11 protein-coding genes are annotated in these 15,689 nt (G+C 61.5%); 6 read left to right on the forward strand and 5 right to left on the reverse strand.

Translation table 11 applies throughout. The features are described 5' to 3' along the window. The first annotated feature begins 3 nt into the window (after nucleotides 1-3). Both J3P75_RS21260 and J3P75_RS21265 read left to right on the forward strand, forming a co-directional pair. A complete protein-coding gene (locus tag J3P75_RS21260; protein WP_434708077.1) occupies nucleotides 4-1,170 on the forward strand; it encodes an MFS transporter in 1,167 nt (388 codons plus the stop codon). 28 nt (nucleotides 1,171-1,198) lie between these two features. After that, on the forward strand, nucleotides 1,199-2,248 hold the full coding sequence (locus J3P75_RS21265) for an alkene reductase (protein WP_434708078.1): 1,050 nt from the start codon (nucleotides 1,199-1,201) through the stop codon (nucleotides 2,246-2,248). 393 nt (nucleotides 2,249-2,641) lie between these two features. Here J3P75_RS21265 and emhR read toward each other — a convergent pair whose 3' ends face one another. Further along, nucleotides 2,642-3,274 (reverse strand): efflux system transcriptional repressor EmhR, encoded by a 633-nt coding sequence (emhR, locus tag J3P75_RS21270; protein WP_090282156.1) that lies wholly within the window; start codon nucleotides 3,272-3,274, stop codon nucleotides 2,642-2,644. Between the two features lie 266 nt (nucleotides 3,275-3,540). Here emhR and emhA point away from each other — a divergent pair, with 266 nt between their 5' ends. The 4 genes from emhA (at nucleotide 3,541) to J3P75_RS21290 (ending at nucleotide 10,985) form a co-directional block, all read left to right on the forward strand. Then, nucleotides 3,541-4,698 (forward strand): efflux RND transporter periplasmic adaptor subunit EmhA, encoded by a 1,158-nt coding sequence (gene emhA, locus J3P75_RS21275; protein ID WP_258450213.1) that lies wholly within the window; start codon nucleotides 3,541-3,543, stop codon nucleotides 4,696-4,698. A gap of 3 nt (nucleotides 4,699-4,701) precedes the next feature. Further along, nucleotides 4,702-7,851, forward strand: a complete 3,150-nt coding sequence (gene emhB, locus J3P75_RS21280) for an efflux RND transporter permease subunit EmhB (protein ID WP_093103923.1) — start codon at nucleotides 4,702-4,704, stop codon at nucleotides 7,849-7,851. Then, complete coding sequence (gene emhC, locus J3P75_RS21285) at nucleotides 7,848-9,308, forward strand: efflux RND transporter outer membrane subunit EmhC (protein ID WP_093103926.1); 1,461 nt, start codon at nucleotides 7,848-7,850, stop codon at nucleotides 9,306-9,308. Before emhB ends, emhC begins: the two co-directional genes overlap by 4 nt. Before the next feature lie 417 nt (nucleotides 9,309-9,725). Beyond that, complete coding sequence (locus J3P75_RS21290; RefSeq protein WP_434708079.1) at nucleotides 9,726-10,985, forward strand: OprD family porin; 1,260 nt, start codon at nucleotides 9,726-9,728, stop codon at nucleotides 10,983-10,985. A 650-nt stretch (nucleotides 10,986-11,635) separates the two neighbouring features. Here J3P75_RS21290 and pcaC read toward each other — a convergent pair. Genes pcaC through J3P75_RS21310 form a run of 4 tightly spaced genes read right to left on the reverse strand, consistent with a single transcriptional unit; the run spans nucleotide 11,636 to nucleotide 15,547 of the window. Continuing rightward, nucleotides 11,636-12,028: a 4-carboxymuconolactone decarboxylase gene (gene pcaC / locus J3P75_RS21295; RefSeq protein WP_025110738.1), complete on the reverse strand. Its 393-nt coding sequence runs from the start codon at nucleotides 12,026-12,028 to the stop codon at nucleotides 11,636-11,638. A 10-nt stretch (nucleotides 12,029-12,038) separates the two neighbouring features. Beyond that, nucleotides 12,039-12,830: a 3-oxoadipate enol-lactonase gene (gene pcaD / locus J3P75_RS21300; protein WP_434708080.1), complete on the reverse strand. Its 792-nt coding sequence runs from the start codon at nucleotides 12,828-12,830 to the stop codon at nucleotides 12,039-12,041. 11 nt (nucleotides 12,831-12,841) lie between these two features. Continuing rightward, nucleotides 12,842-14,206, reverse strand: a complete 1,365-nt coding sequence (locus tag J3P75_RS21305) for a 3-carboxy-cis,cis-muconate cycloisomerase (protein WP_434708081.1) — start codon at nucleotides 14,204-14,206, stop codon at nucleotides 12,842-12,844. Between the two features lie 45 nt (nucleotides 14,207-14,251). Next, entirely contained in the window at nucleotides 14,252-15,547 is a 1,296-nt protein-coding gene (locus J3P75_RS21310) for an MFS family transporter (protein ID WP_434708082.1), read from the reverse strand. Between the last annotated feature and the right edge of the window lie 142 nt (nucleotides 15,548-15,689).

A 15,689-nucleotide genomic window follows, 5' to 3' on the forward strand; every position in this document is an offset into this window, starting at 1 on the left:
CGCATGCCCCTTTCGCTCCTCATCCTCGCCTTGAGCGCCTTCGCCATCGGCACCACCGAGTTCGTCATCATGGGCCTGTTGCCCGATGTCGCAGCTGATCTCGGTGTGTCGATTCCCGGCGCCGGCTGGCTGGTGACCGGCTACGCCCTAGGTGTCGCCATCGGCGCACCGTTCATGGCGATGGCCACGGCGAAACTGCCACGCAAGGCGGCACTGGTCGCGCTGATGGGCATTTTCATCGTCGGCAACCTGCTCTGCGCGATCGCCAGTGATTACAACGTGCTGATGTTCGCCCGCGTGATCACCGCGCTGTGCCACGGTGCGTTCTTCGGCATCGGCTCGGTGGTGGCGGCCAATCTGGTTGCGCCGAACAAACGCGCTTCTGCCGTAGCGCTGATGTTCACCGGCCTGACCCTGGCCAACGTGCTCGGCGTGCCGCTGGGCACGGCGCTGGGTCAGCACGCGGGCTGGCGCTCGACCTTCTGGGCGGTGACGGTGATTGGCGTAATTGCGCTGATCGGCCTGATCCGCTTCCTGCCAGCCAAACGTGACGAAGAAAAACTCGACATGCGCGCCGAACTCGCTGCCCTCAAAGGCGCCGGTATCTGGCTGTCGCTGAGCATGACCGCGCTGTTCGCCGCCTCGGTCTTCACCCTGTTCACCTACGTGGCGCCGCTGCTCGGCGAAGTCACCGGCGTCTCGCCGCGTGGCGTGACCTGGACGCTGATGCTGATCGGCCTCGGTCTGACCGTCGGCAACATCATCGGCGGCAAACTGGCCGACAAAGGCATGGCCGCCACGCTGATCGGCGTGTTCATTGCCATGGCCGTGATCTCCACGGTGCTGAGCTGGACCAGCGTCGCGCTGATCCCGAGCGAAATCACCCTGTTCCTCTGGGCCACCGCGTGTTTCGCCGCGGTGCCGGCGCTGCAGGTCAACGTGGTGACTTTCGGCAAGGCTGCACCGAACCTCGTCTCGACCCTGAACATCGGCGCGTTCAACGTCGGCAACGCCCTCGGCGCCTGGGTCGGTGGCACGGTCATCGCCCGCGGTTACGGCCTGACCAGCGTACCGCTGGCCGCCGCTGCACTGGCCGTGCTGGCGCTGCTGGTGACGCTGATTACTTTCCGCCAGAACGGCAATGCCGAGCTGGCCGCTGCATCCAACTGATCAACTTTCCATCGAGAGGCTTGTAGACATGGCGACTATTTTTGACCCGATCAAACTCGGCGACATCGAGCTGAGCAACCGCATCATCATGGCCCCGCTGACCCGCTGCCGCGCCGACGAAGGCCGCGTGCCGAATGCGCTGATGGCTGAATACTACGTGCAACGCGCCTCGGCCGGTCTGATTCTCAGCGAAGCCACCTCGGTGACGCCGATGGGTGTCGGCTACCCGGACACCCCGGGCATCTGGTCCAACGACCAGGTGCGTGGCTGGGCCAACGTGACCAGAGCCATTCACGGCGCCGGCGGCAAGATTTTCCTGCAACTGTGGCACGTCGGCCGTATCTCTCACCCGTCGTACCTCAACGGCGAAGCGCCGGTGGCGCCGAGCGCGATTCAGCCAAAAGGCCACGTCAGCCTGGTGCGTCCACTGGCCGACTACCCGACGCCGCGTGCGCTGGAAACCGCTGAAATCGCCGACATCGTCGACGCCTACCGCACCGGCGCGGAAAACGCCAAAGCCGCCGGTTTCGACGGCGTGGAAATCCACGGCGCCAACGGCTACCTGCTCGATCAGTTCCTGCAAAGCAGCACCAACCAGCGCACCGACCAGTACGGTGGCTCGCTGGAAAACCGTGCACGTCTGCTGCTGGAAGTGACCGACGCCGCGATCGAAGTCTGGGGCGCCGGCCGTGTCGGTGTGCACCTGGCGCCGCGCGCTGACTCTCATGACATGGGCGACGACAACCTGGCGGAAACCTTCACTTACGTGGCGCGGGAACTGGGCAAGCGCGGCATCGCGTTCATCTGCTCGCGTGAAAAAGAAGGCGCTGACAGCCTTGGTCCACAATTGAAAGAAGCGTTTGGCGGCCCGTACATCGCCAACGAGAAATTTACCAAGGACAGCGCCAACGAGTGGCTGGCGGCTGGCAAGGCGGATGCGGTGGCATTCGGCGTGCCGTTCATTGCCAACCCGGATCTGCCGGCGCGGTTGAAGGCTGATGCGCCGCTGAATGCGCCGCATCCTGAAACCTTCTACGGCAAGGGGCCGGTGGGTTATATCGATTATCCGACGTTGTAAGGCGGATCTCGTAGCAACGCAAAAGCCCCCGACTTGTAGAGTCGGGGGCTTTTTTGTGTTCGGCTGGAAAGTAGTTGTGGGGCTTGAGACCTAGCCCCTCATCGGAACGCCGCCCGCCCAGCCCTCTCCCCTAGGAGAGGGAGCCGATCGGTGTGGTATTCAAATCCTGAGCTCGACTGGATATTTCAGGTCGGCGTAGATTGAACAACAACGCGGTCAGTCCCCTCTCCCTCCGGGAGAGGGCTAGGGTGAGGGCAAACGGGCAACCCAATTTCACAAGAGCGACACAATTTCCCTACAAAATGCGCAGCTTGCTACGTATAAACTCCCCCGCTGCCAACCTGTATAAAGGCCGGCCAATTGACATAAGCTGTGTCAATTACGCATTTTGTTTCATTTGCGCAGGCTGGGGCTCAGGCGCAGCATGTCCAGCCCGGTGTCGACCCAACGCTCGGCCTCGGCGTGCAGTTCGAAGCTGTCCGGCGCGAGCAGCCAGCCGTACAGCAGGCCGTCGATATAGGCGTGAATACTCACGGCCGCACGAGCGGTGTCGAGATCTTCCGGCAACTGGCCGCGATTCACCGCATTACGCAGGGTCAGGCCGATGCGTACGTTGCATTCGAGACTGGCCGTCCGGCGCTGCTGGCGCAGATCGCACATTTCATCGGTGAATTCGCACTTATGAAACAGAACTTCGTTGATCCGCCGGGTTTTCGGGTCCAGCGCAACTTGATGAAACAAATGAATCAGCAACTGCCGCATGCAGCCCAGTGGGTCCGGTTCGTCCTCGCTTTCGCTGGCCTTGGCCAGTTCTTCCAGCGGCTCGTGCAGGCTGTCGAGCATCGCCTGGACCAGATCGGCCTTGTTGCTGAAATGCCAGTAGATGGCACCGCGCGTCACGCCGGCCAGGGTCGCGATGTCCGCCAGGGTCGTGCGGGCAACCCCCCTTTCATAGAAGGCTTTCTCGGCCGCTTCCAGAATCTGGCTGCGGGTTTCCTGAGCTTCTTCTTTGGTACGACGGACCATGGCAGTAAAACCTCAAACAGGATGTTTCAGGGATGGCTGAATATCCGCTGAATAAAGAGGGGGCGATCTCTCATGAACCGTCTCCCCAGCCTACAATTTCGAACCTTGCGACGACTTTTGTAACAGGGTGGGTACGCGCCGAAGGTATTTACAAACAACCATGAACGTAAGTATATTCCTTAGCAAGCTACTTATCCACCCGGTACGAATTTTTTACCCTTTCACACTTCTTGTGCGCTTTGTGCGCGCCTGACCCGAGGATCTTCATGCAATTCAAGCCAGCTGTTACCGCTCTGGTCACTGCCGTCGCCCTGGCATCGCTGCTCAGCGGATGTAAAAAGGAAGAAGCGGCTCCGGCCGCTCCGCCCCCTCAGGTCGGCGTAGTCACCCTGCAACCCCAGGCCTTTACCCTGACTTCCGAACTGCCGGGCCGCACCAGTGCGTTCCGCATCGCCGAAGTGCGTCCACAGGTCAACGGCATCATTCTCAAGCGCCTGTTCAAGGAAGGTGCCGACGTCAAAGCCGGCCAGCAGTTGTATCAGATCGATCCGTCAGTCTATGAAGCGACCCTGAAAAGCGCCGAAGCCAACCTGCGTTCGACCAAGTCGATCTCCGACCGCTACAAGCAACTGGTCGATGAGCAGGCGGTCAGCCGTCAGGAATACGACACCGCCGTGGCCAACCGCATGGAATCGGAAGCGTCGTTGCAGACTGCGCAGATCAATGTGCGTTACACCAAGGTCTACGCGCCGATCTCCGGCCGTATCGGTCGTTCCGCAGTCACCGAAGGTGCGCTGGTCAGCAATGGCCAGGCCGATGCGATGGCGACGATCCAGCAACTGGACCCGATCTACGTCGACGTGACCCAGTCGTCGGTCGAACTGCTGCAACTGCGCCGCGAGCTGGAAAGCGGTCGCCTGCAGAAGTCCGGCGACAACGCCGCAGCGGTGAAACTGACCCTCGAAGACGGCACCCAGTACAAGCTGGACGGCAAGCTGGAATTCTCCGAAGTGACGGTCGACCCGACCACCGGCTCGGTGACCCTGCGCGCGGTGTTCCCGAACCCGGATCACACCCTGTTGCCGGGCATGTTCGTACGCGCCCAGTTGCAGGCTGGGGTCAATTCCGCGGCCATTCTGGCACCGCAGCAAGGCGTGACCCGCGACCTTAAAGGCACGCCGACCGCACTGGTCGTCGGCCCGGACAACAAGGTTGAACTGCGTCAGCTCAAGGCCAGCCGCACCGTCGGCAGCCAGTGGCTGATCGAAGACGGCCTGAAGGCTGGTGATCGTCTGATCACCGAGGGTCTGCAGTACGTTAAACCAGGTGTGGAAGTCAAACCGACCGAAGCGACCAACGTCGGCACCAAGAACCCGGCCCCCGCACAGGCAGCTGACAAAGCCGCCGGCGGCAAAGGGGAGTAATCCATGTCAAAATTCTTTATCGACCGTCCGATTTTCGCCTGGGTAATTGCCTTGGTGATCATGCTGGTCGGGGCACTTTCGATCCTGAAATTGCCGATCAACCAATACCCGAGCATTGCGCCACCGGCCATTGCGATCTCCGTGACCTACCCGGGCGCTTCGGCGCAAACCGTGCAGGACACCGTGGTCCAGGTGATCGAGCAGCAGCTCAACGGTATCGACAACCTGCGTTATGTGTCCTCGGAAAGTAACTCCGACGGCAGCATGACCATCACCGCGACCTTCGAGCAAGGCACCAACTCCGACACCGCGCAGGTACAGGTCCAGAACAAGCTGAACCTGGCCACCCCGCTGTTGCCGCAGGAAGTGCAGCAACAAGGTATCCGCGTGACCAAGGCAGTGAAAAACTTCCTGCTGGTAATCGGCGTGGTCTCGCGTGACGGCAGCATGACCAAGGACGACTTGTCCAACTACATCGTGTCGAACATGCAGGACCCGATCTCGCGGACCGCCGGTGTCGGTGACTTCCAGGTCTTCGGTGCGCAGTACGCCATGCGCATCTGGCTCGACCCGGCCAAGTTGAACAAATACAACCTGACCCCGGGCGATGTCAGCACGGCGATCTCGGCGCAGAACGTCCAGGTCTCGTCCGGTCAGCTCGGCGGTTTGCCGGCGCTGCCAGGCCAGCAACTGAACGCCACGATCATCGGCAAAACGCGTCTGCAGACGGCCGAGCAATTCAAGGCGATTCTGCTGAAGGTCAACCAGGACGGCTCGCAAGTGCGTGTCGGCGACGTCGCTGACGTCGGTCTGGGCGGTGAAAACTCCAGCATTTCTGCACAGTTCAACGGCAGCCCGGCTTCGGGTCTTGCGGTAAAACTGGCCAACGGTGCCAACGCCCTCGACACCGCCAAGGCGCTGCGCAAGACGATTGACGACCTCAAGCCGTTCTTCCCGCAAGGCATGGAAGTGGTGTTCCCGTACGACACCACTCCGGTGGTGACCGAGTCGATCAAAGGTGTGGTTGAAACCCTGGTCGAAGCGATCGTGCTGGTGTTCCTGGTGATGTTCCTGTTCCTGCAGAACTTCCGCGCCACCGTCATCACCACGATGACCGTGCCGGTGGTATTGCTGGGTACGTTCGGCATCCTCGCGGCGTTCGGTTTCAGCATCAACACCCTGACCATGTTCGGTATGGTGCTGGCCATCGGCTTGCTGGTGGACGACGCCATCGTCGTGGTGGAAAACGTCGAGCGGGTGATGAGCGAAGAAGGCTTGTCACCGAAGGAAGCGACCAAGAAATCCATGGGCCAGATTCAGGGCGCCCTGGTCGGTATCGCGCTGGTACTGTCGGCGGTACTGCTGCCGATGGCGTTCTTCAGCGGCTCTACCGGTGTGATCTACAAGCAGTTCTCGATCACCATCGTCTCGGCCATGGCCCTGTCGGTGCTGGTGGCGTTGATCTTCACCCCGGCCCTGTGCGCGACCATGCTCAAGGCGATTCCAAAAGGCGAGCACGGCACGCCGAAGAAAGGCTTCTTCGGCTGGTTCAACCGCACGTTCGACAGCGGTGTCAGAAGCTACGAGCGCGGTGTCGGCAACATGCTCCAGCGCAAGATCCCGTATCTGCTGGCCTACCTGCTGATCGTCGTCGGCATGATCTGGCTGTTCACCCGCATTCCGACCGCGTTCCTGCCGGAAGAAGACCAGGGCGTACTGTTCGCCCAGGTGCAGACCCCGGCCGGCTCCAGCGCCGAACGTACGCAAGTCGTGATCGACGAAATGCGTTCCTACCTGCTGGATAAAGAAGCAGGCGCAGTGTCCTCGGTGTTCACCGTAAACGGCTTCAACTTCGCCGGCCGCGGTCAGAGTTCTGGCCTGGCGTTCATCATGCTCAAGCCGTGGGATGAGCGTAACGCGGACAACAGCGTGTTTGCCCTGGCCCAACGTGCCCAGCAACACTTCTTCACTTTCCGTGATGCCATGGTGTTCGCTTTCGCCCCGCCTGCAGTATTGGAGTTGGGGAACGCCACCGGTTTCGACGTGTTCCTGCAAGACCGCGCCGGTATCGGTCACGACAAGCTGATGGAAGCGCGTAACCAGTTCCTCGGTATGGCGGCGCAAAGCAAGGTGCTCTACCAGGTGCGTCCGAACGGCTTGAACGACGAGCCGCAATACCACCTGGAAATCGACGACGAGAAAGCCCAGGCCCTTGGCTTGAGCCTCACCGACATCAACAGCACGCTGTCGATCTCCTTCGGTAGTAGCTACGTCAACGACTTCATCGACCGTGGTCGTGTGAAGAAGGTTTACGTACAAGGTCAGGCCGGTGCTCGCATGAGCCCTGAAGACCTGAAGAAATGGTACGTGCGCAACAGCGCCGGAACCATGGTGCCGTTCTCCGCATTCGCCAAGGGCGAGTGGATCTACGGTTCGCCGAAACTGGCGCGATACAACGGTGTGGAAGCAATGGAGATCCTCGGTTCTCCGGCGCCGGGTTATTCCACCGGTGAAGCGATGGCCGAAGTCGAAGCGATCGCCAAGAAGCTTCCGGCCGGTGTCGGTATCTCCTGGACGGGTCTGTCCTACGAGGAACGTCTGTCGGGCTCGCAGGCGCCAGCGCTGTACGCCCTGTCGCTGCTGATGGTGTTCCTGTGTCTGGCGGCGCTGTACGAGAGCTGGTCGATTCCGATCGCCGTCATGCTCGTGGTACCGCTGGGGATCATCGGTGCGCTGCTGGCCACCAGCCTGCGCGGTCTGTCCAACGACGTGTACTTCCAGGTGGGCCTGTTGACGACCATCGGTCTGGCGGCTAAAAACGCCATTCTGATCGTCGAGTTCGCCAAGGAACTGCATGAACAAGGGCGCAGCCTGCGTGACGCGGCGATCGAAGCCTGCCGCATGCGTCTGCGACCGATCATCATGACGTCGCTGGCCTTCGTCCTCGGTGTTGTACCGTTGGCGATCTCCACCGGCGCAGGCTCGGGTAGTCAGCATGCGATCGGTACGGGCGTGATTGGCGGTATGCTCACGGCCACGATCCTGGCGATCTTCTGGGTCCCACTGTTCTTCGTTACGGTTTCGTCCATGGGCCAGCGCAAAAACGCTGACACGGATGAAACGCCTGAAACTCCTAAAGAGGCTGGCCAATGAGCAAGTCGCTACTCTCCATCGCAGTCGCCGCCTTCGTGCTGAGCGGTTGCTCGCTGATACCTGACTATCAGCAACCTGAGGCTCCGGTCGCAGGCCAGTACCCGCAGGGGCCGGCGTATTCGCCGGCCCAGGCACCGGCGCAGACGGCTGCCGAGCAGGGCTGGAAGCAGTTTTTCCATGACCCGGCGCTGCAACAGCTGATCCAGGTGGCCCTGGAAAACAACCGCGACCTGCGTGTCGCGGCGCTGAACATCGACGCGTACGCGGCTCAATACCGCATCCAGCGCGCCGATCTGTTCCCGGCGGTCTCGGCCAATGGTGCCGGCAGTCGCCAGCGTCTGCCGGCCCGTGCCTCGCAGACCGGTGAAGCCGGTATCACCAGCTCGTACTCCGCCACCGTTGGCATCAGCGCCTACGAACTCGACCTGTTCGGTCGGGTGCGCAGCCTGAGCGAACAAGCGCTGCAACAATACTTCGCCACCGAAGAAGCGCGGCGCAGCACGCAGATCAGTCTGGTCGCCAACGTCGCCAATGCCTACCTGACCTGGCAAGCGGACAAGGAACTGCTCAAGCTGACCCAGGACACCCTCGGTGCCTTCGAAGAAAGCTACAAGCTGACGAGCCGCAGCAACGAAGTCGGTGTGGCCTCGGCGCTGGATCTGGCGCAGTCACGCACTTCCGTGGAAAACGCCCGGGCGCAACTGGCGCGTTATACCCGCCAGGTCGCGCAGGATGAAAACAGCCTGACCCTGCTGCTTGGCACCGGTATTCCGGCCAACCTGCAGACGGCCAAACCGCTGTCGGATGACCTGCTCAGCGATGTGCCGGCGGGTCTGCCTTCGGACCTGCTGCAGCGGCGTCCGGACATCCTTCAGGCCGAATACAACCTGAAAGCGGCCAACGCCAACATCGGCGCGGCGCGTGCAGCGTTCTTCCCGAGCATCAGCCTGACCGCCAACGCGGGCAGCCTGAGCCCGGACCTGTCCGGCCTGTTCAAGGGTGGTTCGGGGACGTGGCTGTTCCAGCCGCAGATCAACCTGCCGATCTTCAACGCCGGCAGCCTGCGCGCCAGCCTCGACTACGCCAAGATCCAGAAGGACATTGGCGTGGCGAACTACGAGAAGTCCATTCAGACGGCCTTCCAGGAAGTCGCCGACGGCCTCGCCGCGCGTCAGACCTACACCGAGCAGCTGCAAGCGCAGCGTGACTTCGTGCAGGCCAACCAGGATTACTACCGCCTGGCCGAACGTCGCTACCGCATCGGGGTCGACAGCAACCTGACCTTCCTCGACGCCCAGCGTCAGTTGTTCAGCGCGCAACAGGCGCTGATCACCGACCGCCTCGCGCAGCTGACCAGTGCGGTCAACCTGTACAAGGCCCTGGGTGGCGGCTGGAATGCGCAGACCGCGCAGAACGAACCGCTGAAAGAAGAAGCACCGAAGATGAAGCTGTTCTGATCATCATCCGGTGAACACAAGGAGCCCACCGTTTGGTGGGCTTTTTGTTGCCTGGAGAAAAATTGATGTTGTCTGGGCTGACGCTATCGCGAGCAGGCTCACTCCTACATTTGAAATGCGTTCCCCCCTGTAGGAGTGAGCCTGCTCGCGATGAGGCCCTGATATACGCTACAAAATCCGGCTGAATCTGCGTTCGATAATCGCCCAAAACCCGCTTTACCCAATTGAATCGAGCCCCGCGCGCCCCGCACCATTCGCTCAACAAAACCAATAACATCAGGTTCGACACCATGCTCCCGCGCCCTGCCCCGCCCGGCTGATCAATCCGTTTCATCCTCCATCGTGTTTCCGTCTGCGCCCTGAAAACCGGCGCCAGCGCCCTCGTTCGCCCCAAAAAAACAAGAGAGACCCACGCCCATGAAAGCTTCCCCTGCGCCTTACGCACTTCCCGGTCTGATCGCTTTGGCCCTGGCCGGCGCGGCCCTGCCCGCCGCAGCCGAAGAAGCCGGTTTCGTCGAAGGCGCCAAGGTCAACCTGAACCTGCGCAACTTCTACATCAACCGCAACTTCACCAACCCGACCAAGGCGCAGGGCAAGGCGGAAGAGTGGACGCAAAGTTTTATTCTCGACGCCAAATCCGGTTTCACCCAGGGTACGGTCGGTTTCGGCATGGATGTGCTGGGTCTGTACTCGGTCAAGCTCGATGGCGGTAAAGGCACTGGCGGCACGCAACTGTTGCCGCTGGATCGCGACGGTCGCCCGGCCGATAACTTCGGCCGCACCAACGTCGCTTTCAAAGCGAAGTTCTCCCAGACCGAAGTCAAGGTTGGCGAATGGATGCCAGTGCTGCCGATCCTGCGTTCGGACGACGGTCGCTCGCTGCCGCAGACCTTTCGCGGCGGTCAGATCACCTCGAAGGAAATCGACGGCCTGACCCTGTATGGCGGCCAGTTCCGCGCCAACAGCCCACGTGATGACAGCAGCATGAGCGACCTGTCGATGACCGGCAAAGCCGCGTTCACTTCCGACCGATTCAACTTCCAGGGCGGCGAATACCTGTTCAACGACAAGCGGACGCAGATCGGTTTATGGAACGCCCAGCTCAAGGACATCTACAGCCAGCAGTACCTCAATGTGCTGCACAGCCAGCCGCTCGGCGACTGGACGCTTGGCGCCAACCTCGGCTTCTTTTATGGCAAGGAGGACGGCAGTGCCCGCGCCGGTGATCTGGATAACAAGACCTGGTACGGGATGTTCTCGGCTAAATACGGCGGCAGCACCTTCTACGTCGGCCTGCAGAAACTCACCGGCGACAGCGCGTGGATGCGGGTCAACGGCACCAGCGGTGGGACGCTGGCCAACGACAGTTACAACGCCAGCTACGACAATGCCCAGGAACGTTCCTGGCAACTGCGCCACGACTACAACTTCGCCGCCATGGGCATTCCCGGCCTGACCCTGATGAACCGCTACATCAGCGGCGACAACGTGCACACCGGGACGATCACCGACGGCAAGGAATGGGGCCGCGAATCGGAACTGGGCTACACCGTGCAGAGCGGCACCCTCAAGGACCTCAACGTCAGATGGCGCAACTCGACCATGCGCCGGGATTTCAGCAACAACGAGTTCGATGAGAACCGCTTGATCGTCAGCTACCCGATCAGCCTGCTGTAAACACCGATCCAAATTGTAGGAGTGAGCCTGCTCGCGATGGCGTCAGGTCAGTCGAATCATCTTCGACTGACACACCGCCTCGCGAGCAGGCTCACTCCTACATGGGTTTGGCGTTGTACCCATATCCCACCGCCAACATTTTACCCTGTGGGAGCCAGCCTGCTGGCGATGGCGTCAGGTCAGTCGAATTTTCATGTCACTGATGCACCGCTATCGCTGGCAAGCCAGCTCCCACATGGGTTTGGCGTTGTACCCGTAGCCTGCGGCCAACATTTTACCCTGTGGGAGCCAGCCTGCTGGCGATGGCGTCAGGTCAGTCGAATTTTCATGTCACTGATGCACCGCTATCGCTGGCAAGCCAGCTCCCACATGGGTTTGGCGTTGTACCCTTAGCCTGCGGCCAACATTTAACCCTGTGGGAGCCAGCCTGCTGGCGATAGCGTCAGGCCAGTCGAACCAGCTTTGACTGACACACCGCTTCGCGAGCAGGCTCACTCCTACAAGGGTTTGGCGTTGTACCCGTAGCCTGCGGCCAACATTTAACCCTGTGGGAGCCAGCCTGCTGGCGATAGCGTCAGGTCAGTCCAATTTCATGTCACCGATGCACCGCTATCGCTGGCACGCCAGCGATGGCGGCAGCTCAGGCGTCATTACTCCCGGGATTCAACCCCGAGCTCATCCCACACCGATTCGGCCAGATGAAACGTCGCATTCGCTGCCGGGATTCCGCAGTAGATCGCGCTCTGCATGATCACTTCCTTGATCTCGCCGCGGCTCACGCCGTTGTTGGCGGCGGCGCGCAGGTGCAGTTTCAGTTCGCCTTCGCGGTTCATGCCGATCAGCATGGCGATGGTGATCAGGCTGCGGGTGTGCCGGGGCAAGCCCGGGCGTGTCCAGATATCGCCCCAGGCGTGGCGGGTGATCATCTCCTGGAATTCCGAGTTGAACTCGGTCAGCGTGGTCAGGCTGCGGTCGACATGGGCATCGCCCAACACCGCGCGGCGGACCTGCATGCCGTCGTCGTAACGTTGTTTCTCGTCCACGAAAATCCCCTTATCGAGCGTTCAGAAACGCCAGAACACGATCACTGAAATCAGCACCAGCCTGCACGTTGGACAGGTGCGCCGCGTAGAACTCGGCGTACTGCGCACCGCGTACGTTGTCGCGAATGAAATGCCCACCGGACGGCGGCGTCACCGCATCTTCGCTTCCGGCGATCACCAGCAACGGCACGTTGATCGAAGCCAGTTGTTCACGGAAATCGGCATCGCGCACCGCTGCGCAGTTGGCCGCATAACCTTGTGGATTGGTCGCGGCGAGCATGTCGGTAATCTTCTTCGCCGCCTCGGGATGCGCCACCGAAAAGTCAGGCGTGAACCAGCGCGCAATCGACGCATCACGCAGCGCGACCATCGCCGCCGCGCCATCGCGCAGTACGGTTTCGATACGCGGATTCCATACCGACGGATCACCGATTTTTGCTGCGGTGTTGCAGACGATCAGCTTGTGCAGGCGATGCCCGGCATTGATCCCCAGCCATTGACCAATCAGCCCGCCCATCGACAAGCCGCAGAAATGCACGCGTTCGATGTGCAGCGCATCCAGCAAACCGAGTACGTCGTGACCGAGCTGCTCGATGCTGTACGGCCCTTCAGTCACCAGCGATTGGCCGTGGCCGCGAGTGTCGAAACGCAGCACGCGAAAATGCTCGGTGAACGCCGGCATCTGCGCGTCCCACATGTGCAGGTCGGTGCCCAGCGAGTTGGACAGGACCAGCACCGGCGCGTGCTCCGGCCCTTGAATCTGGTAATGCAGTTCGCCATCGGCGAGTTGAACGAAAGCCACAGCCCTCTCCTTCAGACAGTCAAAGCGTTGTGTTCGGCCACCGCGCGCTCGACCCAGACGTGAGCCTGACCGAGGTAATGCGCGGGGTTCAGAAGCTCATCGAGTTCGGCGCTGCTCAGCTCGGCAGTGACCTGCGGTTCGTCACCGAGCACCGCGCGCAGATGCCGTTGCTCGGCCACCGCGCGCTTGCAGCATTGTTCGAGCAGATGATGCGCCGTGTCGCGGCCGACCCGTTGTGCAAGCACGATGCTCACCGCTTCGGCCAGCACCAGCCCTTGGGTCAATTCGAGGTTGCGGCCCATGCGCTCGGCATCCACTTCCAAGCCGTCAGCCAGCAAGCGCGCCTGTTGCAGCGAACCGGACACCAGGCAGCAGATCTCCGGCAGGGTTTCCCATTCGGCGTGCCACAAACCGAGGCTGCGTTCGTGCTCCTGCGGCATGGCGCTGAACAGTGTCGAGACCAGCCCCGGCACCCGTGTCGCCGCACCGATCAACACCGCCGCGCCGACCGGGTTGCGTTTGTGCGGCATGGTCGACGAACCGCCCTTGCCCGGCGCCGCGGGTTCGAAGACTTCTGCGGCTTCGGTCTGCATCAACAGGCTGATATCGCGGCCGAACTTGCCGAGGCTGCCGGCGATCAACCCAAGCACTGCGCCGAACTCGACGATGCGATCGCGCTGGGTGTGCCACGGTTGTTCCGGCAGGCTCAGTTGCAGCTCTTCGGCCAAGGCTTCGGCGATTGGCAGAGCGTGTTGCCCCAGCGCCGCCAGCGTCCCCGACGCACCGCCAAACTGCAGGACCAGCAAGCGCGGTTTCAATTCTTGCAGGCGTTGACGACTGCGCGTCACGGCGCCGAGCCAGCCAGCGATTTTCATGCCGAGGGTGACCGGCGTCGCATGTTGCAGCCAGGTGCGCCCGGCCAAGGGCGTCGTGGCAAACCGTTGGGCCTGAACGGCGAGCGAATCGGCCAGGTGCGCCAGTTCGTTTTCGATCAGCAGCAGCGCCTGACGCAGTTGCAGGACCAGCCCGGAATCCATCACGTCCTGACTGGTCGCACCCAGATGCACGTAGCGCTCGGCCTCGGCGTCTGTCGCGGCAATCTGCTTGCCCAACGCCTTGACCAGCGGAATCGCCGAGTTGCCGGCCGTGGCAATTGCCTCGCCGAGGGCGGCGAAGTCATACAACACTGCGTCGCACGCCGCCGCAATCGGTGCCACGGCTGACGCCGGAACCAGCCCGACGCGCGCCTCGGCCCGGGCTAGCGCGGCTTCGAAATCGAGCATCGCCTGCACCCGGCCCTGGTCGCAGAACACCTCACGCATATCGCGGGCAGTGAAATAGGCATCGAACAATTGATTGCCCGGTCGCTGAGTCATAAAAGTCCTTGCCGGCGCGGGCCACGGCGGCCCGCGCATTTCGGGTTAGAGATCGTGGTGCAAATACGCCGCCTGTTTCGGCAAGCGCAAGCTGAACAGGAACGCGATCGCCATCATCGCCGTCACGTACCAGTAAAACGAGTTTTCCATGCCGATGTTTTTCAGGCTCAGGGCGACGAATTCCGCCGAACCACCGAAGATCGCATTGGCCACCGCGTAAGCCAGGCCGACACCGAGGGCGCGGACTTCCGGCGGGAACATTTCGGCTTTTACCAGACCGCTGATCGAGGTGTAGAAGCTGACGATCGCCAGCGCCACGGTGATCAACACGAAGGCGAGGAACGGGCTGCTGACGCTTTTCAGACTGAGCAGAATCGGCACGGTGAACAGCGTGCCGAGGGCGCCGAACCAGAGCATCGAATTACGTCGGCCGATCCGGTCGGCGAGCATGCCGAACAGCGGCTGCATGCACATATACAAGAACAGCGCGCCGGTCATGATGTAGCTGGCGGTCTTGGCGTGCATGCCGGCGGTGTTCACCAGGTATTTCTGCATGTAGGTGGTGAAGGTGTAGAAAATCAGCGAGCCACCAGCGGTGTAACCGAGCACGGTGATGAACGCGGCCTTGTGATCGCGGAACAGCGCGCTGATGCTGCCGGCGTCCTTGTGCGAGCGGGTTTCTTCGTTGGTGGTTTCCTTCAGCGAACGCCGCAGGAACAGCGAAATCAGCGCCGCCACCGCACCGACCACGAATGGAATCCTCCAGCCGTAGGCACGCAGTTCGTCTTCGTTGAGAAACTGCTGCAACACCACCACCAGCGACACCGCCAGCAATTGCCCGCCGATCAACGTCACGTACTGGAACGAGGCGAAAAATCCGCGCTGCCCCTTGAGCGCGACTTCGCTCATGTAGGTCGCGGTGGTGCCGTACTCGCCGCCGACCGACAGACCTTGCAGCAGACGCGCGAACAGCAACAGGATCGGCGCCCAGACGCCGATGGAGTTGTAGGTCGGCAGGCACGCGATCAGCAGCGAGCCGAAGCACATCATCAGAATCGAGATGAGCATCGATTTCTTGCGCCCGTGCTTGTCGGCGACCCGGCCGAAAATCCAGCCGCCGATCGGGCGCATCAGGAAGCCGGCGGCGAACACGCCAGCGGTGTTGACCAGTTGCACCGTCGGGTTGTCGGAAGGGAAAAACGCGGGAGCGAAGTAAATCGCGCAAAAGGCGTAAACGTAGAAGTCGAACCATTCGACGAGATTGCCGGACGAGGCGCCGACAATGGCAAAGATGCGCTTGCTGCGCTCCTCGCCGGTGTAATGAGAGGTGGTGGTGGTCATTGTTTTTCACTCGAAAGGGACAGTGAGAGTCTAGACATACTTTGCAACAGTCCCGTTCCACATCCGGTGTCTATTGATCGTTCCCACGCTCCGCGTGGTAACGCATCCCGTGACGCTCTGCATCACAGTGGACGCGGAGCGT

The sequence above is a fragment of the Pseudomonas sp. R1-1 genome, from assembly GCF_051132135.1.
Lineage (GTDB): Bacteria > Pseudomonadota > Gammaproteobacteria > Pseudomonadales > Pseudomonadaceae > Aquipseudomonas.

Coding starts and splice junctions, on each gene's coding strand:
- J3P75_RS21260 (WP_434708077.1), top strand. CDS start 4: ATGCCCCTTTCGCTCCTCATCCTCGCCTTGAGCGCCTTCGCCATCGGC.
- J3P75_RS21265 (WP_434708078.1), top strand. CDS start 1,199: ATGGCGACTATTTTTGACCCGATCAAACTCGGCGACATCGAGCTGAGC.
- emhR (WP_090282156.1), bottom strand. CDS start 3,274: ATGGTCCGTCGTACCAAAGAAGAAGCTCAGGAAACCCGCAGCCAGATT.
- emhA (WP_258450213.1), top strand. CDS start 3,541: ATGCAATTCAAGCCAGCTGTTACCGCTCTGGTCACTGCCGTCGCCCTG.
- emhB (WP_093103923.1), top strand. CDS start 4,702: ATGTCAAAATTCTTTATCGACCGTCCGATTTTCGCCTGGGTAATTGCC.
- emhC (WP_093103926.1), top strand. CDS start 7,848: ATGAGCAAGTCGCTACTCTCCATCGCAGTCGCCGCCTTCGTGCTGAGC.
- J3P75_RS21290 (WP_434708079.1), top strand. CDS start 9,726: ATGAAAGCTTCCCCTGCGCCTTACGCACTTCCCGGTCTGATCGCTTTG.
- J3P75_RS21305 (WP_434708081.1), bottom strand. CDS start 14,206: ATGACTCAGCGACCGGGCAATCAATTGTTCGATGCCTATTTCACTGCC.
- J3P75_RS21310 (WP_434708082.1), bottom strand. CDS start 15,547: ATGACCACCACCACCTCTCATTACACCGGCGAGGAGCGCAGCAAGCGC.